Raw genomic sequence first — 21402 nt, forward strand, 5'->3', positions numbered from 1 at the left:
TCGCCCGTCCGGAGTTTTGATGAAAAAGTGGTTCATCCCCCTGCTAGCCCTCTGGCTTTATGGCTGCAGTGCAGGGCCCGGTGAAGAGGATATCCGGAGCCAAGTTACCGCTAAGTTGCTGGCCGAGACAGACGCCAACCTGTTCGATATCAGCGACTTCACCATCCTCGGCAAGGAGGAGCGGATGGAGGGGGTCTATCTGGTCAAGGTAAGTTACCAGCTCCACTTCAAGCAGGGACTCGATCAGTTGCAGGTGTTGCACGACGAGGATCTGGTCTACGACCGGGTTGGCCCCTTCCAGCAGGAGATGGGGCTGATGGAGCTCGAGCGCAAATATGGCGAGTTCGAGGCGGGCCAGGTGCTGCCACAAGAGGCCGAGGTGTGGATGATGAAGGACGAACAGGGGTGGCGGCTGGCGGAACCGGCCCAATAAAGCGCTTTCCGCCCCTTATGCTCTGCAACGGCGAGGCTGCCGTTGCCAACCAGCTCAAACCTGGGTATCGACCCGATACCCTTTTCGCTCTGCAGGTTCGTTCGGCAGCTTGCTGGCCAACCCTGACAGCACCTCCTTGAGGGTTACCCCTCTCTCTGCCGCACCGCTGCTCTCCAGCAGCTTGGTCAGCTGGCTCTGCAAGGGATTGACCGCTTCGATCTCGGCTCCTTGCTCGCTCTCTTTTTCCTGTCCGCCCTGTTGCTCCAGCGTCTCCAGCAGGCGCTCCAGATCCCGCTTGAGCGGGTTTTCGCTGCTGTCGGCGATGGCGAGTTTGCGCTGTTCCTGCTCTTGCCGCTGTTGTTGCTGCAATGCCAGCTGTTGCTCCTGCTGCTGTTGCAGGGAGCCCATCATGGTGTTGATGAACGCTTCCAGCGAATCCCTGATTGAAACAGTGCCACCGCCGCTGCTCTCCCCTTGGGATGACAGCCCCAGCTCATCCAGCACAGCGCCAAGGTCGCGCACCAGGCTGTCACTGCCCGTTGATGGTGAAGTTGCAGCCCGCTCCTGTGCCTGCACAGCGGGAGAACCCTGCCGTTGCGACAGCGGGCTCAGCCCGCCTGACGCGACTACATTTATCTCCATCTTGGTCCTCCTCCCCCCGTCTTCGGCCCTTTCTCGGCGAATATTGCGGCAATCTGACAACACCTTGGCAGATAACCGCTCTCACACCTAAAAGATAGCGCCAATCGGACGAGATTGGCGCGAATGCATCTTTTGGTCTATCGGGCGGAACGATAGTGCCAACCCGCTATAAACAAGGGCTGGCAAGGGGGCTTCGTTCAGCCAGCACTGCACAGGCTGACAATCAGAGTCAGAGGATATCCTTCATCCGGTGCCACAGCATACCCAAAGCCAGCAACGGAGAGCGCAGCGCCGGGCCGCCGGGGAAGGTGATATGGGGCACGCTGGCAAAGAGATCGAAACCCCGGCTCTCGCCGCAGATCGCCTCGGCCACCAGCTTGCCCGCCATATGAGTGGCGTTGAGGCCGTGACCCGAATAGGCCTGGGCGTAGAGCACGTTGGGGTGTTCCTTCAAGCGACCAATCTGCGGCAGCCGGTTGGCGCCGATCCCGATCATGCCGCCCCACTGAAACTCGATGGCGGTGCCAGCCAACTCGGGGAAGACCCGCAACAACTTGGGCAACATAAAGGCCTTGATATCCTTCGGGTCTCGCCCCGAATAGTTGCAAGCGCCGCCAAACAGCAGGCGACCGTCGGCTGAGAGGCGGTAGTAGTCGAGCGCCACGTTCTGATCGCATACCGCCATGTTTTGCGGCAGCAGGTGCTGGCGCAAGCGGCGATCGAGCACCTCGGTGGCGAGGATATAGGAGCCGGCCGGCAGCACCCGCCCCCCCAGCTCCGGATTGAGGTCGTTGAGATAGGCGTTGCAGCCGATCACCAGATAATCGGCAGTGACCCGGCCGTGGGCGGTGGTCACCTCCACCTGCTTGCCGTACTCGATATGGGTCACTCTGGAGTGTTCAAACAGGGAGACCCCGAGGCTGGCGGCGGCACGTGCCTCGCCGAGCGCCAGATTGAGGGGATGGAGATGGCCGGAGCCCATGTCGATGAGGCCGCCGATATAGCGATCCGACCCCACCACGCTATGGATATCTTCACGCGGCACCAGCTTCAACTCGTGCTCATACCCCAGACTCGCCAGATGGTCGAGCTCCTCTTCGAAGCCGGCCAGATGACGCTGACGGGTCGCGAGGTCGCAGTAGCCCCAGGTAAGATCGCAGTCGATATTGAAGCGTTCGACCCGCTCGCGCACCAGCTGCACCGCCTCCAGCCCCATCAGGTCGAGTTCGCGCACCCCATCCTCACCAATCCAGCGGGCAAACTGGCTGGTATCGTGGCCGATACCGCGAATAAGCTGACCGCCGTTGCGCCCCGACGCCCCCCAGCCGATGCGGTTGGCCTCCAGCAGCACCACCTTGTAGCCCGCATCAGCCAGATTGATGGCGGTGTTGAGGCCAGTAAAACCGCCGCCGATAATGCAGACGTCAGCCTTGTGCTCCCCCTCCAGCTCGGGCCACTGTTGCGGGTCGTTACGGGTGGCCGCGTAGTAGGAGGCGACGTGCTCCTGATATCCGTTGTGCTTTCCTGCCTGCATACTCAGCATCCTGCCTTGGTTGCAAATTGTTTAATAAAATAAGCAAAGTTGTTTCGATAATACCCAGTTCCTCCTCCACTCACCAACCTGTGCGGATCACAGAAATGCAAAAGGCGCCCCGAAGGGCGCCTTTTCATGCAATCAAGGTGCTGTAACGAATTACAGTACGTCGATGGCGTTCAGGTCGGAGAATGCTTTCTCCAGACGAGCGATCATGGAAGTCTGGCCTTCACGCAGCCATACGCGCGGATCGTAGTACTTCTTGTTCGGCTTGTCGGCGCCTTCCGGGTTGCCCAGCTGGCCTTGCAGGTAAGCTTCGTTCTTCTTGTAGAAGTTCAGCAGACCTTCCCAAGTTGCCCACTGGGTGTCGGTGTCGATGTTCATCTTCACTACGCCGTAGGAGATGGACTCGCGGATCTCTTCCAGAGTGGAACCTGAACCACCGTGGAATACGAAGTCCAGAGACTTGGCTGGAACGCCGAACTTCTCGGAAACGTACTTCTGGGAAGCGTCCAGAATGGACGGGGTCAGTTTGACGTTACCCGGCTTGTATACACCGTGTACGTTGCCGAAGGAGGCTGCGATGGTGAAACGCGGGCTGATCTTGGACAGACGCTCGTAAGCGTAGGCAACATCTTCCGGCTGGGTGTACAGAGCGGACTGATCCATGTGGCTGTTGTCGACGCCGTCTTCTTCGCCACCGGTGCAACCCAGTTCCAGCTCCAGAGTCATGTTCATCTTGGCCATGCGGGTCAGGTACTCGCAGCAGATGTCGATGTTCTCTTCCAGAGACTCTTCGGACAGATCCAGCATGTGGGAGGAGAACAGCGGCTTGCCGGTTTCAGCAAAGTGCTTCTCGCCCGCTTCCAGCAGACCGTCGATCCACGGCAGCAGCTTCTTGGCAGCATGGTCGGTGTGCAGGATTACCGGCACGCCGTAGGCTTCGGCAACAGCGTGAACGTGCTTGGCACCGGAGATGGCACCCAGGATGGCAGCTTTCTGACCTTCCAGCTTCAGACCCTTACCGGCGGTGAACACGGCACCACCGTTGGAGAACTGAACGATAACCGGTGCTTTAACCTTGGCGGCAGCTTCCAGTACGGCGTTAACGGAGTCGGTACCAACGCAGTTTACGGCCGGCAGAGCGAAGCCGTTCTCTTTAGCGATGGCGAACACTTTCTGAACGTCATCACCAGTGATCACGCCGGGTTTTACGAAGTCGAAAATTTTCTTAGACATGTTTAATCGTCCTGTCTCGTATGCCGTTAATAAAAAATGGGGGGTTCATCATGAACCGGCACAGCGGGCACATGATAAACGAAACGGGAGGCTTTTGCCCCCCGTTCCGGGTCAATTAGGCTTTGGCGCGCTGTTCCAGAATCTCAACAGCCGGCAGAACCTTGCCTTCTACGAACTCCAGGAAGGCGCCGCCGCCAGTGGAGATGTAGGAGACTTTGTCAGCGATGCCGAACTTGTCGATGGCAGCCAGGGTGTCACCACCGCCAGCGATGGAGAAGGCCGGAGAAGCAGCGATGGCTTCAGCGATAACCTTGGTGCCTTCAGCGAACTGGTCGAACTCGAACACGCCAACCGGGCCGTTCCACAGGATGGTCTTGGCGTTCATGATGATGTCAGCCAGAGCCTTGGCAGAATCCGGGCCGATGTCGAAGATCATGTCGCCGTCGGTCACATCGTTAACAGACTTGATAGTGGCCGGAGTGGACTCGGAGAACTCAGCACCTACCACCACGTCGGTGGTCACAGGAATGTTGGTCTCGGCAGCCAGTTTCTTGGCGGTGTCGATCAGGTCGTGCTCGCACAGGGACTTGCCGACGTTGTGACCGGCAGCAGCGATGAAGGTGTTGGCGATGCCACCACCGACAACCAGCTGGTCAGCGATTTTGGAGAGGGATTCCAGAACGGTCAGCTTGGTGGAGACCTTGGAGCCGCCAACGATGGCAACCATCGGGCGCTCGGGCTTCAGCATGGCTTTGCCCAGCGCTTCCAGTTCACCCGCCAGCAGCGGGCCGGCACAAGCGACCGGAGCGAACTGAGCCACACCGTAGGTGGAGCCTTCGGCGCGGTGAGCAGTACCGAACGCATCCATTACAAAGACGTCACACAGGGCGGCGTATTTTTTGGCCAGCTCTTCGGTGTTCTTCTTCTCGCCTTTGTTGAAGCGGCAGTTTTCCAGCACAACCAGCTCACCGGCAGCGACTTCTACGCCATCCAGGTAATCCTTGGCCAGGCGAACCGGGCAGGACAGAGCGTCTTTCAGATAGTTGACAACCGGAGCCAGGGAGAATTCTTCGTTGTATTCACCCTCGGTCGGACGACCCAGGTGGGAGGTGATCATCAGCTTGGCGCCTTTTTCCAGAGCCAGCTTGATGGTCGGCAGAGTCGCAACGATACGTGCATCGGAGGTGACCTTGCCGTCTTTTACCGGCACGTTCAGGTCAGCACGGATCAGAACGCGTTTACCCGCCAGATCCAGGTCAGTCATCTTGATAACAGACATATTCAGTCCTCTATATTTTCAGGTAATGTTAAAAACAGTAACCTATTCGCCCGGGGCAGGCTCAGCCTGCGGCCATCATGGCCCGGGTGGTATCCAGCATCCGGTTTGCGAAGCCCCATTCGTTATCGCACCACATCAACATCTTGACGAGGTTGGCATCGCTCACCCGGGTCTGAGTACCATCAATGATGCAGGAGTGTGCATCATGATTGAAGTCTACGGAGACCAGAGGTTCTTCCGTGTAATCCAGAATACCGTGTAATGTACCTCTGGATGCCCGTTGCAGGGCTTGATTTACGTCACTAACTGTCACTTTTTTACGAACAGTAATACTGAGATCCATCGCTGTTACATTGATGGTCGGCACCCGCACCGCGATCGCCTCGAACTTGCCGGCGAAGTGGGGCAGGATACGCTCCAGCCCCTTTGCCAGCTTGGTATCCACCGGAATGATGGACTGACTGGCAGCGCGGGTTCGGCGCAAGTCACTGTGGTAGGCATCGATGACTTGCTGATCATGCATGGCCGAATGAATTGTCGTAATAGTACCACAATTTATCTCGAATTCTCGATGCAATGTTTCAATCACCGGCACCACGCAGTTGGTGGTACAGGAGGCGTTGGAGACGATCCGCTCGCACCCCGTCAGCACCTGATGGTTGACCCCGTAGACCACGGTGGCATCCACATCCGCATCCGCCGGGTGGGAGAAGAGCACCTTACCCGCCCCCGCCGCCAGATGCAGCTCGGCATCGGCCCGCGAGCCGAATACCCCGGTGCAATCGAGCACCACATCGACTCCCAGCGCCCGCCACGGCAGCTTTGACGGATCCCGCTCGGCAAACAGGGAGATGAGATCCTCCCCCACCAGCATGCTGTTACCCGCCAGTTGCACCGGATGGTGGAAGCGACCGTGACTGGTATCGTAACGGGTCAGGTGCACCATGGCCTCGGGGGCCGCCAGCTCGTTGATGGCGACGATCTTGATGGTCTTGTCGCGCCCGCTTTCATAGAGGGCTCGCAACACGTTGCGACCGATCCGCCCGTAACCATTGATGGCAATCTTGATCATCGAGAATCCGTTTCCTTGAACCAGCAACAGGGCGGCGCACCGGCCCCCCGGGAGACCCGGCTACGACAGCAGGGCCTCCTTGAATTCACCGCGGGCCAGCAGTGCGGCCCCGAATACCCCGGCACTGTCGCCAAGGGCAGGAGCAATAATGGGGGCACTGAAACGGGGATTAAAGAGGAAGGGCAAAATTGTCTGCCGTCCGGCGCTGTAAAGGCTCTGCACATTGCCCACCCCGCCGCCGATGACGATCACGTCCGGGTCGAGAATGTTGACGACGTTGGCCAGCGCCTGACCAAACAGCAGATGCAGCCGGTCGATGGTGAGCTTGGCCACATGATCATGGGCGGTGGCAGCCGCGATTTGCGCCAGCGAGAGACGACGCTTGGCCTTGGCCTCGTACCAGGCCTCCAGCGCCGGCCCACTGATCAGGGTCTCGACGCAGCCGCGTTTGCCGCAGTAGCACTCGGGACCATCGGGGGAGAGCACATTGTGACCCCACTCGCCGGCGATGCCATGATGACCGTTGAGAATGCGGCCGTTGATGACGATGCCGGAGCCGACCCCGGTGCCCATGATGATGCCGAACACCACTTTCGCATCGGGGTGGTGCTGGCGCACCGCCCCCAGATGAGTTTCTGCCAGCGCGAAGCAGTTGGCGTCGTTGGCGATCAGCACCGGCACGCCCAGCTTGCGCTCCAGATCTTCCTTGAACGGCTTGCCATTGAGCTCGGTGGTGTTGCAGTTCTTCATCAGGCCGGTCTGTGGATCCCGCGCCCCCGGCGTGCCCATGCCGATGACGGTTGGGCGCTGGCCAATCTTCGCGGCACACTCAGCTACCAGCTTGGCGATCTGGCCGATCATGTGCTCATAACCGCCAGCCCGCTCGGTGGGAATGCGGTGGCGCAGCAGCACCTCATCGCCATCCAGCACCACGCATTCACACTTGGTACCGCCAAGATCGATACCCCAATCCAGTGACTTGCTGCTCATCTTGCCTCCTGCACTGGCGCCACGCACTCGTCGTCGCGACGCCTTTTAAAATGTAAAACGGGGCCTGACGGCCCCGGATTTCAATCAGTTTCTCTTCGCTCGCCCCGGCCTTAGCGGCCGTGGTACTGGGCGGAGAGCTCGTGTACCGCGTTGACGAACACACCAGCGTGTTCCGGGTTCACATCCTGATGGATGCCGTGGCCGAGGTTGAAGACATGGCCATTACCGTGACCGAAACCGGCCAGAATGGAGGCGACCTCTTCACGGATGCGAGCCGGGGTGGCGTAGAGCATGGAGGGATCCATGTTGCCCTGCAGCGCCACCTTGTCACCGACCCGACGCTTGGCGTCGGCGATATCGGTGGTCCAGTCCAGACCCAGCGCATCGCAACCAGTGGCGGCGATCTGCTCCAGCCACTGACCGCCGTTCTTGGTGAACAGGGTGACCGGCACGCGGCGACCGTCGTGCTCGCGGATCAGGCCATCGACAATCTTGTGCATGTACTGCAGGGAGAAGTCGCGGTAATCGCGCGGGGTGAGCACGCCGCCCCAGGTGTCGAACACCATGACAGCCTGTGCACCCGCCTTGATCTGGGCGTTGAGGTAAGCAATCACGCTGTCGGCCAGCTTGTCGAGCAGCAGGTGCAGGGTTTGCGGCTCTGCGTACATCATCTGCTTGATCTTGGTGAATGCCTTGGAGCTGCCCCCCTCCACCATGTAGGTGGCCAGGGTCCATGGGCTGCCGGAGAAGCCGATCAGCGGCACTTCGCCCTTCAGCTCGCGGCGGATGGTGCGCACCGCGTTCATCACGTAGCCCAGCTCATCTTCCGGATCCGGAATGGGCAGCGCCTGCACGTCGGCCATGGAGGTGATCGGACGCTCGAAACGCGGGCCTTCACCCTGCTCGAAGTAGAGACCCAGCCCCATGGCATCGGGCACGGTCAGGATGTCGGAGAAGAGGATGGCGGCATCGAGCGGGTAGCGGCGCAGCGGCTGCAGGGTGACTTCACAGGCCAGCTCGGCATTGCGGCACAGGGACATGAAATCCCCCGCCTGGGCGCGAGTCGCCTTGTATTCCGGCAGATAGCGCCCTGCCTGGCGCATCATCCATACCGGCGTCATGTCTACATCCTGACGCAGCAAAGCGCGCAGGTATCGATCGTTCTTCAGCTCTTTCATCCCAGTTCCTGAATTCATATCACGCATAAAATGGCGGTCATAATACCACTTTGCCCAGTCAAGCGGACTGCCCAAAACGTGGCAAATGGGTGATCGGTTGCAAAGATGTGAAGGGGCGCAAACCAGAGCGCCCCGTTTTTATAAAGAAGTGCAAAAAGGTTGGCGAAAAGATAAGCGCCGTTACCCCTCGCCAGCCAGTGACAACTCGATCAGCCGCCGGGCAATGGTGCCGTGGGGCGGCAAGCGCGGCAGCCGGTCGGCGGCAAAGAAAGCGGCGGCCACCAGTTCGTCATCCTGCACCTTGATCTCGCCGCTCTCGTAGTCGGCGGTAAAGCCCATCATCAGGCTGTGGGGGAAGGGCCAGGGCTGGCTCGCCACATAGCGCACATTGCGCACCCGGATGCCGCTCTCCTCGAACACCTCCCGTGCCACGCACTGCTCGAGGTTCTCTCCTGCCTCCACAAAGCCAGCCAGCACGGTATACATGGGATCGTCCGCCTGATAGTGACGGCGATGGGCTGCCAGCAGGATCTCCGGCCCCTTGCGCACCGCCACTATGATGCAGGGGGAGATACGCGGATAGACGCTGTGGCCGTGGTGGCACACCTGCGCCCACTCCCCCGCCTTCGGGGTCATGGGGGCGCCGCACTCGCCGCAGAAACGGTGGGTGCGGCGGAAGGTGGCGAGCTGCCAGGCGCGGCCCGCGAGGCGAAAGCCCTCCTCGTCCCCCGCCACCATCAGCTGGCGTAGCGGACTCATGGCGCTCGTGTCGGCCTCATCACCCAGATCCAGCAGATAGCAGGGCAGCCCCTGCCACTCATCAAAACGCTCGAAACGGGCAGCGGCCAGCGCTGCGGGCAGGCACGCTTTACTTCCTTGTGGCACCTCTCCCTGCTGATCGAGCAGTACCAGATGATCGCCCCCCAGCACGAACCAGCGGGCTTGTTCGGTTAATGACATCAGATGACCACTCTCACTTAAGTCCAATTACACAAAGTCCAGTTAAACAGAACCCTGACCACGGCTGGCCGAGCAAAGGGCAAACGCCGCGCGAATGGCTCCCATCTTACGACCAGCACGGGTCGCTGACGACCCCGCCGAGGCCGATTGTTCCATTCGTAAAAAACGGATGGTGCAAATAAAGAGGCCGCCCGAAGGCGGCCCGCTGTTATCCGGCATCCCGTATCCAGCCTCTATCGACGCGGATCAGGCATCGCCCATCGCCAGCAGGGTGGCGTTGCCACCCACAGCCGTAGTGTTGATGGTGCGGGTCTTTTCAGTGACGAAACGGCTCAGGTAGTGCGGGCCGCCCGCCTTGGGGCCGGTGCCGGAGAGCCCTTGGCCGCCGAATGGCTGCACCCCGACCATGGCGCCGATCTGGTTGCGGTTGATGTAGACGTTGCCCACGTTGATGCGGCTCGCCAGCTCCTCCGCGTGGGATTCATTGCGGCTGTGGATCCCGAGCGTGAGGCCATAACCGGTGCCGTTGATGTCGCTGATCACCTTGTCCAGATCCCGGGTGGCGTAGCGCACTACGTGCAGGATGGGGCCGAACTGTTCCTTGGCCAGCTCGCGGATGGAGCCAATCTCCAACGCGGTCGGCTGGACGAAGTGTCCCTCCATGGTCGCAGCGGGCATCGGCGCCTGCGCAATCAGGCGAGCGCGCGACATCATGTAGGCGAGGTGAGCATCGAGACCGGCCTTGGCATCGGCATCGATCACCGGGCCGACGTCAGTGTTGTGCTCGGCCGGGTTGCCCACTTTGAGCTCCTGCATGGCGCCGGTGAGGATCTCCAGCACCCGCTCGGCGATCTCCTCCTGCAGGTAGAGCACCCGCAGGGCCGAGCAGCGCTGACCGGCGCTCTGGAAGGCGGCGCTCACCACGTCGCGCACCACCTGCTCCGGCAGGGCGGTGGAGTCAACAATCATGGCGTTTTGGCCACCAGTCTCGGCGATAAGCGGCAGGATGGCGCCATCGCGCTGGGCCAGGGTCATGTTGATGAGCTTGGCAGTCTCGGTGGAGCCGGTGAAGCAGACGCCGCCGATGCGCGGATCGGCTGTCAACTTGGCACCGACGGTGGCACCGTCACCGGGCAGCAGTTGCAGCACGTCGCCCGGAATACCGGCCTGATGGGCCAGCGTCACCGCCAGATGGGCGATAAGGCCGGTCTGCTCCGCCGGTTTGGCGATAACGGTGTTGCCGGTGGCCAGCGCAGCAGCGACCTGGCCGAGGAAAATCGCCAGCGGGAAGTTCCACGGGCTGATGCAGACAAACACCCCGCGCCCCTGCAGGAACAGCTCGTTCTGCTCGCCGGTGTAACCGGGCAGCAGGGTCGCCTGTCCCATCAGGCTGCGGGCCTGCACCGCGTAGTAGCGGCAGAAATCCACCGCTTCACGCACCTCGTCGATGCCATCTTGCAGCAGCTTGCCCGCCTCGCGGGTACAGAGGGAGACAAACTGCTCGCGGTTCGCTTCCAGCAGATCCGCCAGCTTCTCCAGCGCGGCAGCACGCTCGCTTACCGGGGTGTCACGCCAGCGCGGGAAGGCAGCGTGGGCGGATGCCAAGGCCTGCTCCACCGCCTGCTCGTCGGCCCAGTGGATCTTGCCGACGGTGAGACTCACATCCTGCGGGCTCAGCACGGTGCGTGCCTCGCTGCGTTTGAGGGTCTCGCCATCGACGATGGGGCCCGCCAGCCACTGCTTGCTCTCCAGCTCTTTCAGGCGGGCGAAGAAGGGGCGCTGGATGGAGAGGATGTTCATGTTGACGCCACTGGAGTTCTTGCGGTCGGTGAAGAGGTTCACCGGCTGCGGAATCCGGTCGTTGGCAAAGCCGGAGTAGCGCTTGAGGGTGCGCAGCGGATGCTCGGCCAGCGAATCCACCGGGGTGTTGGGGTCCACCAGCTTGTGAACGAAGGAGGTGTTGGCCCCGTTCTCCAGCAGGCGGCGCACCAGATAGGGCAGCAGATCCTTGTGGGCGCCGACCGGCGCATAGATGCGGCAGTGCAGACCGGGATTGTCGTTCAGCACGGCGTTGTGCAGCTCCTCCCCCATGCCGTGCAGACGCTGGAATTCAAACTGGCGATCACCGGCCATCTCCAGAATGCTGACCACGGTATTGGCATTGTGGGTGGCAAACTGGGGGGCGATAAAGCCGCGAGTCGGCTCGCTCAGCAGGTAGCGGGCGCAGGCGAGGTAGGAGATATCGGTGCCCGCCTTGCGGGTAAAGAGCGGGTAGCCGGGCAGGCCCGCCTGCTGGGCATATTTCAGTTCGCTGTCCCAGTAGGCGCCTTTTACCAGTCGCACCGGAATGAGGTCACCCTGCTCGCGGGCCAGCGCGGTGAGCCAGCAGAGTACCGGCAGGGCGCGCTTGGAGTAGGCCTGCACCACCATGCCGAGCTTACCCCAGCCACGGTTGGCATCGGAGCGGTAGAGCTGCTCGAACAGATCCAGCGACAGCTCGAGTCTGTCCATCTCCTCGGCGTCGATGCTGATGGCCACATCCTTGTCGCGGGCGAGACGCACCAGCCCCACCAGCCGCTCGCACATTTCGCCGAGTACCCGTTCGCGGTTGGCCACGTCATAGCGTGGATGGAGTGCCGAGAGCTTGATGGAGATGGAGGGGGCCGGGCCGCCGTCGCTGATCCGCTCGTTGCCCACCGCCTCGATGGCGTTGCGGTAATCGGTCAGATACTTGTCGGCATCCTGCATGGTCAGCGCCGATTCACCCAGCATGTCGTAGGTGTGGGTGTAGCCCAGCTCGCGGGATTTGCGGCTCGCCTTGAGCGCCTCTTTCATGTCGCGCCCCAGCACGAACTGCTTGCCCATGATCTTCATGGCGGCGTACATGGCGGAGCGCACCACCGGCTCGCCCAGCTTGTTGACCATGCGCCCCAGCAGGTTGGCCGGGTTGCCGTCGAGCTTTTTGTCGAGCTTGATAATCTTGCCGGTCAGCATCAGCCCCCAGGTGGAGGCGTTGACCAGAGTAGAATCGCTCTTGCGGAAATGAGATGACCAGTTGGCGCCGGAGAGCTTGTCCTTGATCAGGGCGTCAGCGGTCTCGGCATCGGGAATGCGCAGCAGCGCCTCGGCCAGACACATCAGGATGATCCCCTCTTGGGTATCCAGGCTGTACTCCTGCAGGAAGGCATCGATACCGTCGCCAGAGCCGCTCTCCTTGCGCACCTTGGTCACCAGAGTACGGGCACGCTGGGTCACCTGCTCCAGCGAGGCGCCATCTCCCGGCAGCATGGCCGACAGTTCGGCCAGATAGGCATTTTCATCCACCACGTAGTTTTGGGTGATGGCTTCGCGCAGGGCGGCCAGATCGGAGGGGATATAGTCAGCGGCAAGCACTTGAGTAGCTTTGAACATATGGGGTCTTCCTGTACGCCCTAAGGCTGATATCGACAAAGGCGGTCGCACCGCCGAAACGCCGACAATGTATACAATATCCTCCCCTATATGAAATGAATTTGTTGCCACTCCTTAACAAAGATCGCTAATTCACCTCATTTATTCCCTTTTGAAGCCGGCCTACCAGTAAACATGAGGGTCATCTGACTTCATTTTGTATACGATCTGCCACCGCCCGTCCTGTCGCAAAGCAGCCACGCATCCCACCCAATACCGGATGTCCCAATGCGCCCAAAAAAAGAAGGGCCGCCACGGCGACCCTTCTCAGCAATTCAGTCAGCCAGAAGCTGTCAGTTCATCCAGCGATCGCCACGGCTGCGACGGCGGGGCAGCATGGGCAACAGGATGCCGAGCAGGATCCCCGCCCCCACCATGGCGCCACCACGGATAAACCAGTCCATCTGCATGTCGTGCTCCTGGTTGTCGTAGCTCTGGGTCAGGGCATCGTTCTGCTCTTTGAGATTGTTCATCTCTTCACCCTGGCTGGCCAGCTGAGCCTTGAGGGCGGCGATCTCCTTGCTCTGGGCCGCGATCTGGCCATCCTTCTCGGTGAAGCGTTTTTCGTTGTCACCGTTGAGATTTTGCAGGCGCGCCTTGAGCTCATCCCGCTCCTTTTCTACCTGAGGGAGCCGCTCGCGCAAGCTGGGCTCACTCTGCAGTTCATTGCTTTTTATCCACCCTTCGCGACCACGCCCGTCCACCACCTGGGTGAATCCGGCATCGCCGTTCACCGCCTTCACCTCCAGCGGTTCACCAGCCTTGACGCTACCGAGAATCCGGTACTGGGTACCCGGACCATTGTGGATATAGGTAAAGATGTTGTCTGAAACATAACGTGTGTCGGCCAGTGCCTGTTGGGCACACAAGCAGATCAAAATCCCGAGAAGGGCGCGCATGGTCGATCGGTTCTCTTTTTCTGGTTTGGACAAGAGGTTGAATGTTAAGCCGCCAGCAGGTTAAAGGACAAGCAAAGAAAAATCTGCGCCCCCGGATAAATAGCACAGAGTGGCGAGCTACCTCGCCACTTGCCCACCCGCACCCTCACTTGCTTTTTAACTCCCGCACCTCGCTGCGCAGGGCGCGGATCTCCCGCAGCAACTCCTCTTGCTGGTTGTTGTAGTGATGACGCCACTTGTCGGTTTCGCTCTCCTTGGCCGGTTGCAAAAAGATGCTGGCCATAAAACCACTGATGGCACCAAACAGACCGACCCCGAACAGGATCAGCAGGCTGGCAACAAAACGCCCTTCCTCTGTTTTGGGCACCAGATCCCCGTAACCGACTGTGGAGAGGGTCACCAGCGTCCACCAGAATGCGTCATAAGGTGTCTCAATCTGGCTGCCGGGCTGACCAGACTCAATCCAGTACATGACACCGGATCCCAACCCCAGCAGCAGGAAAAAGAGGAACAGGATGCCGGAGAGGGTTGTCTCGTTTCGCTCGCGACGGAACATGGCCCAGAGATCCGGGTTCTCCTTGAACAGTTGATAGACCCGCCAAAGCTGTAGCAAACGGGCCCAACGCAGCTGCTCCACCATCGGCAAACTGCCTGGTAGATAGATCCAGTTGGTCTTGAAGAAGGATTTTCGATCAGGGGCCCGAAGCCAACCATAAGCGAAATGGGCAAGGAAGAAGTAACAGATCAGGCTGTCCAGGTCATAGAAGAGTTGCAGGGTTTGGGGAGTGAGGGTTGCCTGCCCCCACCAGCGGGCCGTCACCAGCACAACCGAGATAATCGACAGAAATGCCATCAGCAGATCCATCGCCCGCAGATGAGTTAAGTGATGTCGCATACATTTTCCAACTTTAAGCACAGTGCAAATTAATAAAAGAGAAGATAATGCCGATAGTCCTGAGGGCAAAGGAAAAAGCGATTTTCAAAGGAGATTTCACGATGCAGTTAAACCTGCTAGAGAAGCGGATGAGCAACATTCGGCTGGTGCCAAAAGTAGTGTTGCTGATGGTGTTCAGTACCATTTTGCTACTGACCAAACTCTGGTTTGATGCCAACAATCTGGAGTCAACTCTGCTCAGCGAAGGGCTTGATCCCGCCAAGGCAGATGCGATCTCCAATCGCTTGCTCTGGACCGGCCTGATGGAGACCACCATCATGGGGCTGCTGTTCGTAATCCTGCTGCTCACCGGCTCTCGCCTGATGGTCAAGCAGGTGCACTATCTGGTGGGCCTGCTGGAGCGCTTCGCCAAGCGGGACCTCAGCCACAAAGTACTGCTCAAGTCTCGTGACGAGTTCGGTGATATCGCCAAGGCGGTCTCCCACTCGCAGGAGAACCTCAAAGCAGTGTTTGGCAACCAGCGCGCCGCCTGCAAGGAGCTCAACGACATCGCCTCTCAGGTTACTCTCTGCATGGAAGAGGCCAACGAAGCGATCAACGAAGAGTTCACCCAGATTGAGCAACTGGCAAGCGCCATGAGCCAGATGGTCGGCGCCATTCGCGAAGTGGCCACCCATGCGGATCAAGCCTCTCACGCCACCGCCGAAACCAGCCAGCTGGCCGAGGAGGGGAGCCGCTGCGTTACCGAGACCGTCAACACCATCGACACCCTCTCCGGCAATATCCAGCGCTCCGCTACCGTGGTCAATCAGGTGGAGCAAGGGGTCGAGCGCATTGGCTCGGTAGTCGATACCATTCGCGGCATCTCGGAGCAGACCAACCTGCTGGCACTGAACGCCGCCATCGAAGCGGCCCGCGCCGGTGAAGCGGGTCGTGGCTTTGCCGTAGTGGCCTCCGAGGTGCGCGAGCTGGCTAACCGCGCCCAGGCCGCCACCGTCGAGATCCAGAAGATGATCGAACAACTACAGGGCAATGCAGCTCAGGCCGCCGAACTGATGGCACATAGCGTGCGCCAGGCCGACAAAGGAGTGGAACAGGTGACCCAGGCCGGTACCCAGCTCGCCACCATAGTGCAGCGGGTACAGGGTGTCGCCGACATGAACCGCCACATCGCCGCCGCCTCCGAGCAGCAGAGCTCGGTCGCCGAAGAGATGCGCGGCAATCTGGAACAGGTCAGGCAGATCGCTGAAGGCTCCGTCGTGGTACTGCGCGAACTGCAAGAAGCCTCCGAGCTGGTCGAACAACACAGCAAGGAGCTCGACAGCCAGATCCAGTCCTTCAAGCTGGCCTGATCGGGCATGACCACCATGGTGCCCCACCGCAGCTCCCGGCCATAAAAAAATCCGAAACCAGTGGTTTCGGATTTTTGCTATTCAGCATGTGGCAGAACGGGGGCTCTCCTCGCCTGCTATATCGGCAGCACTTACTCGGCAGCCATCCGGGCTTCAATGTAAGCGAGAGCTCGGTCGATACGTGCGAGAACACGCTCTTTGCCAACCAGCGCCATCACGGCGTCGATGGCAGGAGATTGACCCAGACCGGTGACAGCCACGCGCAGCGGCATGCCGACCTTGCCCATGCCTTGGCCCAGCTCGGCGGCAGTCGCTTCAATCAGCTCGTGCAGCGCTTCGGTGGTCCAGCTATCCAGTGCAGCCAGCTTGGTCTTGGCCAGAGCCAGCGGCTCGGCAGCCACACCACGCAGGTGCTTCTTGGCGGCCGCTTCGTCGATCGCCTCAAAATCTTCGAACAGGTAGCGGCTCTGGGCGGCCATCTCGACCAGGGTGTTGCAGCGCTCGGCCAGCAGGGTGACCACGTCGGCCAGCGCCGGGCCATTGCTGGTGTCGATCTTCTGGTTTTCCATGTGCCATGCCAGATGCTTGGCAACATAAGTCGGATCCAGGCTGCGCATGTAGTGGTTGTTCAGCCACAGCAGTTTGTCGGTGTTGAAGGCAGAGGCAGACTTGGAGATGGCATCCAGGCTGAACAGCTTGATCATCTCTTCCAGGCTGAAGATCTCCTGATCGCCGTGGGACCAACCCAGACGCACCAGATAGTTCAGCAGCGCTTCCGGCAGGTAGCCGTCATCGCGGTACTGCATCACGGAGACTGCACCGTGGCGCTTGGAGAGCTTGGCACCGTCGTCACCCAGGATCATGGAGACGTGGGCAAATTCCGGTACCGGCGCGTTCAGCGCCTTATAGATGTTGATCTGGCGCGGGGTGTTGTTGATGTGGTCTTCGCCACGCACCACGTGGGTGATCTCCATATCCCAGTCATCGACCACTACGCAGAAGTTGTAGGTCGGCGCGCCGTCGGTACGGCGGATGATCAGATCGTCCAGCTCGGTGTTGGCGAACTCGATGCGGCCACGGACGTGGTCATCGAACACCACGGAACCTTCGGTCGGGTTGCGGAAGCGAATCACGTGCGGCGCATCGGCCGAGTGATCGTGGGCATGATCGCGGCACTTGCCGTCATAACGGGGCTTCTCGCCGTTGGCCATCTGGCCTTCGCGCAGCGCTTCCAGACGCTCTTTGGAGCAGTAGCACTTGTAGGCGCGGCCATCGGCCAGCATCTCGTCGATCAGACCGTTGTAGCGATCGAAGCGCTTGGTCTGGTAGTAGGGGCCCTCATCCCAGTTCAGCTCCAGCCATTCCATGCCCTCAATGATGGCGTCGATCGCCTCCTGAGTGGAACGTTCCAGGTCGGTATCCTCAATACGCAGCACGAACTCACCGCCCTGGTTCTTTGCAAACAACCAGGAATAGAGTGCGGTACGGGCACCGCCGACATGCAAAAAGCCGGTCGGGCTGGGAGCAAAACGGGTTTTGACTTTCATCTTTAAGCCTTGTGTAGAGGGCCTTGGGCCAATTCGTTAGAAAAAACCGTCGCATTTTAGCACCGACAAAGACGGATGGGAAAACCATGAAGTGGCAACAGGGCCTGGTAGCGGGGAAAATTTGACCCTTCTCACCTGCCCATCAATCTTTGAAGGGGATCGCAAAACAAAATCCCCATTTCCGATTTGCTATGGGAAGTGTTGGAGAGCTGCCTCCTCCGGCCGATATCCAAATAACGCTCACCAACAAGGAAGAGACGATGCAGTTCCGTTCGATCCAAAACCGCATTCTAGTGATGGCCGGGATTGCCATGACCACCGCCCTGGTCATCCTGATCCTGCTCAACCAATACTCCGGCCAACAGACCCAACAACTGACCATCAGCTCCAGCCGTGAAGCGCTGCAGCAGGAGGCTTGGCAGAAGGTCAGCGCCAATGCCCGCGCCGAGGCGGCCACCATCACCCAACTGCTGCAAAAGGGGCTCTCCTATACCCAACAGATGGCCAGCGCTCTCGCCCTGCAACAGCAGGGCAAACTGCCGCTGGATCGCCAGCAGGCCACCGACCTGCTCAAGGCACAACTGGCGCTGGAGCCGCAACTCTATGGCGCCTTTGCCGGCTTTGAGCCCAACGGTTTCGACGGTCAGGATGCCGCCTTCGTCGGGCAGAGTACGCTGGGCAGTGACGACAAGGGGCGCTTCGTGCCCTACTTCTATCGCGACAAGGATCAAATCGGTACCGATCTGCTGCTCTCCATCGACAAGACCGACCCGGACGAATTCGGCAATCCCGCCAACGACTACTACGCCTGCCCGAAACGGGAAGGGCGCTCTTGTCTGATCGATCCCTTCAAGGTGGATATCAACGGTCAGCAGGTGCTGGTGAGCACTATCACCACCCCCATCATGGTGGATGGTCAGTTCAAGGGGATCGCAGCGCTGGATCTGGCGGTGGACTCCATCAGTCGTCAGGCCAAGAGGCTCAACAACAACATCTATGATGGCCAGGGGGAGACCCTGATCGTCAGCGCCGCCGGTGTCATCACCGGCACCAGCGGCGATGCCAGCCTGCTAGGTAGTAATGCAGGTAAGGTGCTGGGTAACCAGTGGCAGCAGTACCTGAAACCGGAAGTGCAACGTCAGGAGCTGGACGAATCATTCCGTATTTCCGTTCCCATCATGGTGCCGGGAATGAGCCGCAACTGGGCCATCATCGTCACCCTGCCCTACAAGGTGGTACTGGCAGGGGCCGATCAACTGGAGAGCCAGCTCAATGAGATGAACCAGGCAGCGGTGACCCAGCAGCTGGTCGGTGCCTTTATCGTACTGGTGCTGGCGCTGGCCACCATGCTGGTGATTGCCCGCAGTATCACTGGCCCCATCCGTCAGATGGTCAGCCTGGTGGATGACATTGCCGATGGTGAAGGGGATCTCACCAAGCGCCTCGCAACCCGCTCTGTCGACGAGCTGGGGGATCTCGCCAAGGGCATCAACCGCTTTATCGACAAGTTGCAAGGGCTGCTCGGGGATGTGCTCAAGACTGCCAGCGAGGTGAACCGTTACGCCGGTGACACCGACCGCATCGCCGGTCAGACCGACAACAACCTGCAGCACCATCAGGCGGAGATGGAGCAGATGCTGACCGCGGTGCAGGAGATGTCCTACGTCAGTCAGGAGGTCGCCACCCACGCCAACAACACCGCCGACTCGGCCAAACAGGCGCAAAGCGCCGCCGATCAGGGCAAGGAGCGCTTCCAGCAGGTGATCCAGTCGATGCACAAGGTCGCGGCAGAAGCCGGTAAAGGGGCCGAAGTGGTGGAAGGGCTGGCCCACGACAGCGCCCAGATCACCAGCATCCTCACCGTCATTCAGGGGATTGCCGACCAGACCAACCTGCTGGCCCTCAACGCCGCCATCGAGGCTGCCCGGGCCGGCGAGCAGGGGCGCGGTTTCGCGGTGGTCGCCGACGAGGTGCGCAAACTGGCTGGCAATACCCAGCAGGCGGTACAGAACACCCAAGAGCTAATCGAGAAGATCCGCCTGAGCTCCACCAATGCAGTCAACGCCATCACCCAGAGCCAGCAGTTGACCCATCAAGCGGTGGGCGAGGCGGATCTGGCGGAAGAGGCGCTCGGTAGCATCTACCAGGCCATCTCCACCATCAACGACATGACCTATCAGATCGCCTCCGCCGCCGAAGAGCAGAGCTCGGTCTCCGAGACCGTCTCCGGCAACCTCTCAAAAACCAACGCACTGGCCAACGACATTGCTCAGGATGCGACCGAAACGGCCAAAGCCAGTCAGGCATTGCGTCAGGCGGCCGACAAATTGCAGCAATTATTGGGTCAATTTCGTCTCAGCTGATAATTTTCCGCCTCAGGACTCTCCCCCTCGGGGGCGAGTCCGTTTACCATAGGCGACGAATTTGCCTGATGGCAGGCAATGTAGTGAGAGGTAAATGCCGTGCCCACCCCGGACCGTCGCCCACGAGGCCATAACAGACGAGCCCAGCAGCGTCGCCAAGACGAATCACAAGGATCCCTGCTCCATCGCATCAATGCCGCGACCCTGTCCCTGCGCCAACGTTTTGGCCAAGGGATGAGCAACCTCGGCCAACGCAGCCAGGATGCCAAAGCAGGCAAATTCAAGCTGTCCAGCCCGCTGCCGCGTAAAAACACCATAGGTCTGCTGATCCTGATCCCGCTCTGGTTGCTGGTACTGGCCTGGGAACCGGCTCCATCCGCCCCCAAGGCAGCCCCTTCCGGCTCGCTGGAAGTGCCGCTGGCCGTACCTGCTCAGGCTCTAAATGTCGGCAATGGTGCGGCAGGCAGTGCGCCCGCGGCTGCCAAGCCGGTCGAAGAGAAGGTCAACGGCACCTGGTTGCAACACGATGTGCAGGCGGGTGAGACCCTCTACTCCATCTGGCGTAAATTCGAGTTGCCGGGTGCCGAGCTCAGTCGCCTGATCGCCATCGAGGGGCCGGATCGCCCGCTGACACGCCTGCAATCTGGCCGCTCTATCTTCATCCTGGTGGACGACACCCGCCGCATCCAGCGGGTGGAGATCCGCTCCTACGGCCAGGCGGTCTACCGCTACGACCGGCAAGGCGAAGGGTTCGCCCTCAAGGAATAACAAAAAACGGGAGGCGCTGGCCTCCCGTTTTTTTCAGTCAAACCTCTTCAAATAAGCTACTGACTTCACAATATTTTTAGCTTGTTCAAAAAACGAAAGGGGTCAAATTGACAAGGATCGACGCTAACGTACAATCGTTTGTGCTTTAAACAGGGATTGTTCTACGTGCTACTGGGACAAAGAGACGTGGTCAGTCATGAGCCAACCCCTGCTTGCAAGGCAAATGCAGCCCAGCACGGGCTTAGTTTCATTTTGTTATTGATAGGATTTAGCACATGTCTGACATTCGCACCGGCCAGGTAAAATGGTTCAACGAAACCAAGGGTTTTGGCTTTATTGAACAATCCCAGGGTCCGGACGTATTCGTTCACTTCTCCTCCATCCAGAGCACCGGTTTCAAAACCCTGGCTGAAGGTCAAAAAGTCCAGTTCACTGTGACCCAGGGCAAAAAAGGCCCTCAGGCTGAGAACGTTACTCTGGTCTAAGCCCGCGCCAGTGAATCATGCAGGAGGAGCCAAGGCCCCTCCTCTTTTTTGCCCGCAATTCTCGCCTCCCACCACCTGTCACAACCGCTTGCCTGGTACAACCCGCACCATGAGCCCACATCCCCTTCCTGTTTGCAGGAGAGGTAGCAGAGACGCGCTGAGTAAACGCCAGATACGACAAAGCATCGCAACGCGATGTGAAGGGCAATTCAAAGGGATTATGAAAACTTCGAAGAGAGATTGGAGCGGGAAACGAGACTCGAACTCGCGACCCCGACCTTGGCAAGGTCGTGCTCTACCAACTGAGCTATTCCCG

General features: G+C 59.8%; 17 protein-coding genes. 5 read left to right on the forward strand and 12 right to left on the reverse strand.

Features of this window, described 5'->3' with window-relative positions:
- Positions 1-19 precede the first annotated feature (19 nt).
- Positions 20-433, forward strand: coding sequence for a hypothetical protein (locus G5367_RS19495; protein WP_058058537.1), 414 nt, complete (start codon positions 20-22; stop codon positions 431-433).
- A gap of 54 nt (positions 434-487) precedes the next feature.
- Here G5367_RS19495 and G5367_RS19500 read toward each other — a convergent pair whose 3' ends face one another.
- The 11 genes from G5367_RS19500 to G5367_RS19550 form a co-directional block, all read right to left on the reverse strand.
- On the reverse strand, positions 488-1075 hold the full coding sequence (locus G5367_RS19500) for a hypothetical protein (protein WP_337073331.1): 588 nt from the start codon (positions 1073-1075) through the stop codon (positions 488-490).
- A 229-nt stretch (positions 1076-1304) separates the two neighbouring features.
- Positions 1305-2609, reverse strand: coding sequence for an NAD(P)/FAD-dependent oxidoreductase (locus tag G5367_RS19505; protein WP_421245014.1), 1305 nt, complete (start codon positions 2607-2609; stop codon positions 1305-1307).
- A gap of 159 nt (positions 2610-2768) precedes the next feature.
- A complete protein-coding gene (fbaA, locus tag G5367_RS19510; RefSeq protein WP_005340963.1) occupies positions 2769-3848 on the reverse strand; it encodes a class II fructose-bisphosphate aldolase in 1080 nt (359 codons plus the stop codon).
- 115 nt (positions 3849-3963) lie between these two features.
- Positions 3964-5127 carry a phosphoglycerate kinase gene (locus tag G5367_RS19515; protein ID WP_120415498.1) on the reverse strand — a complete coding sequence of 388 codons (1164 nt, stop codon included), beginning with the start codon at positions 5125-5127 and terminating at the stop codon, positions 3964-3966.
- 61 nt (positions 5128-5188) lie between these two features.
- Positions 5189-6199 (reverse strand): erythrose-4-phosphate dehydrogenase, encoded by a 1011-nt coding sequence (gene epd, locus G5367_RS19520; protein WP_421245013.1) that lies wholly within the window; start codon positions 6197-6199, stop codon positions 5189-5191.
- Between the two features lie 60 nt (positions 6200-6259).
- Positions 6260-7189 (reverse strand): ROK family protein, encoded by a 930-nt coding sequence (locus tag G5367_RS19525; RefSeq protein ID WP_421245012.1) that lies wholly within the window; start codon positions 7187-7189, stop codon positions 6260-6262.
- A 110-nt stretch (positions 7190-7299) separates the two neighbouring features.
- Positions 7300-8367, reverse strand: coding sequence for a uroporphyrinogen decarboxylase (gene hemE / locus G5367_RS19530; protein ID WP_005335440.1), 1068 nt, complete (start codon positions 8365-8367; stop codon positions 7300-7302).
- Between the two features lie 180 nt (positions 8368-8547).
- Positions 8548-9327 carry an NAD(+) diphosphatase gene (gene nudC, locus G5367_RS19535; protein WP_421245011.1) on the reverse strand — a complete coding sequence of 260 codons (780 nt, stop codon included), beginning with the start codon at positions 9325-9327 and terminating at the stop codon, positions 8548-8550.
- 246 nt (positions 9328-9573) lie between these two features.
- A complete protein-coding gene (gene putA, locus G5367_RS19540; RefSeq protein ID WP_042053897.1) occupies positions 9574-12738 on the reverse strand; it encodes a bifunctional proline dehydrogenase/L-glutamate gamma-semialdehyde dehydrogenase PutA in 3165 nt (1054 codons plus the stop codon).
- 332 nt (positions 12739-13070) lie between these two features.
- Positions 13071-13676, reverse strand: coding sequence for a TIGR04211 family SH3 domain-containing protein (locus G5367_RS19545; RefSeq protein WP_005340977.1), 606 nt, complete (start codon positions 13674-13676; stop codon positions 13071-13073).
- 145 nt (positions 13677-13821) lie between these two features.
- Positions 13822-14571 (reverse strand): potassium channel family protein, encoded by a 750-nt coding sequence (locus G5367_RS19550; RefSeq protein WP_005340978.1) that lies wholly within the window; start codon positions 14569-14571, stop codon positions 13822-13824.
- A 101-nt stretch (positions 14572-14672) separates the two neighbouring features.
- Here G5367_RS19550 and G5367_RS19555 point away from each other — a divergent pair, with 101 nt between their 5' ends.
- A complete protein-coding gene (locus tag G5367_RS19555) occupies positions 14673-15923 on the forward strand; it encodes a methyl-accepting chemotaxis protein (protein ID WP_005340980.1) in 1251 nt (416 codons plus the stop codon).
- Between the two features lie 131 nt (positions 15924-16054).
- On the opposite strand, the gene gltX is transcribed toward G5367_RS19555, so the two are convergent.
- The gene (gene gltX / locus G5367_RS19560; RefSeq protein ID WP_421245010.1) at positions 16055-17470 is read right to left on the reverse strand and encodes a glutamate--tRNA ligase; all 1416 of its coding nucleotides are present in this window, start codon (positions 17468-17470) and stop codon (positions 16055-16057) included.
- Positions 17471-17730: 260 nt separating this feature from the next.
- On the opposite strand from gltX, the gene G5367_RS19565 reads away from it, so the two are divergent.
- The 3 genes from G5367_RS19565 (at position 17731) to G5367_RS19575 (ending at position 21086) form a co-directional block, all read left to right on the forward strand.
- Complete coding sequence (locus tag G5367_RS19565) at positions 17731-19833, forward strand: methyl-accepting chemotaxis protein (protein ID WP_421245009.1); 2103 nt, start codon at positions 17731-17733, stop codon at positions 19831-19833.
- Positions 19834-19932: 99 nt separating this feature from the next.
- Positions 19933-20601, forward strand: coding sequence for a LysM-like peptidoglycan-binding domain-containing protein (locus G5367_RS19570; protein ID WP_236348708.1), 669 nt, complete (start codon positions 19933-19935; stop codon positions 20599-20601).
- Between the two features lie 275 nt (positions 20602-20876).
- On the forward strand, positions 20877-21086 hold the full coding sequence (locus G5367_RS19575; protein WP_005338972.1) for a cold-shock protein: 210 nt from the start codon (positions 20877-20879) through the stop codon (positions 21084-21086).
- Positions 21087-21402: the final 316 nt, after the last annotated feature.

It is taken from the genome of Aeromonas sp. 604282 (assembly GCF_049170575.1).
GTDB lineage: Bacteria > Pseudomonadota > Gammaproteobacteria > Enterobacterales > Aeromonadaceae > Aeromonas > Aeromonas veronii_A.

What these genes read in the sequence shown, in the direction of transcription:
- G5367_RS19495 (WP_058058537.1), top strand. Translation starts at nt 20, where the DNA reads ATGAAAAAGTGGTTCATCCCCCTGCTAGCCCTCTGGCTTTATGGCTGC.
- G5367_RS19500 (WP_337073331.1), bottom strand. Translation starts at nt 1,075, where the DNA reads ATGGAGATAAATGTAGTCGCGTCAGGCGGGCTGAGCCCGCTGTCGCAA.
- G5367_RS19505 (WP_421245014.1), bottom strand. Translation starts at nt 2,609, where the DNA reads ATGCAGGCAGGAAAGCACAACGGATATCAGGAGCACGTCGCCTCCTAC.
- fbaA (WP_005340963.1), bottom strand. Translation starts at nt 3,848, where the DNA reads ATGTCTAAGAAAATTTTCGACTTCGTAAAACCCGGCGTGATCACTGGT.
- G5367_RS19515 (WP_120415498.1), bottom strand. Translation starts at nt 5,127, where the DNA reads ATGTCTGTTATCAAGATGACTGACCTGGATCTGGCGGGTAAACGCGTT.
- epd (WP_421245013.1), bottom strand. Translation starts at nt 6,199, where the DNA reads ATGATCAAGATTGCCATCAATGGTTACGGGCGGATCGGTCGCAACGTG.
- G5367_RS19525 (WP_421245012.1), bottom strand. Translation starts at nt 7,189, where the DNA reads ATGAGCAGCAAGTCACTGGATTGGGGTATCGATCTTGGCGGTACCAAG.
- hemE (WP_005335440.1), bottom strand. Translation starts at nt 8,367, where the DNA reads ATGAAAGAGCTGAAGAACGATCGATACCTGCGCGCTTTGCTGCGTCAG.
- nudC (WP_421245011.1), bottom strand. Translation starts at nt 9,327, where the DNA reads ATGTCATTAACCGAACAAGCCCGCTGGTTCGTGCTGGGGGGCGATCAT.
- putA (WP_042053897.1), bottom strand. Translation starts at nt 12,738, where the DNA reads ATGTTCAAAGCTACTCAAGTGCTTGCCGCTGACTATATCCCCTCCGAT.
- G5367_RS19545 (WP_005340977.1), bottom strand. Translation starts at nt 13,676, where the DNA reads ATGCGCGCCCTTCTCGGGATTTTGATCTGCTTGTGTGCCCAACAGGCA.
- G5367_RS19550 (WP_005340978.1), bottom strand. Translation starts at nt 14,571, where the DNA reads ATGCGACATCACTTAACTCATCTGCGGGCGATGGATCTGCTGATGGCA.
- G5367_RS19555 (WP_005340980.1), top strand. Translation starts at nt 14,673, where the DNA reads ATGCAGTTAAACCTGCTAGAGAAGCGGATGAGCAACATTCGGCTGGTG.
- gltX (WP_421245010.1), bottom strand. Translation starts at nt 17,470, where the DNA reads ATGAAAGTCAAAACCCGTTTTGCTCCCAGCCCGACCGGCTTTTTGCAT.
- G5367_RS19565 (WP_421245009.1), top strand. Translation starts at nt 17,731, where the DNA reads ATGCAGTTCCGTTCGATCCAAAACCGCATTCTAGTGATGGCCGGGATT.
- G5367_RS19575 (WP_005338972.1), top strand. Translation starts at nt 20,877, where the DNA reads ATGTCTGACATTCGCACCGGCCAGGTAAAATGGTTCAACGAAACCAAG.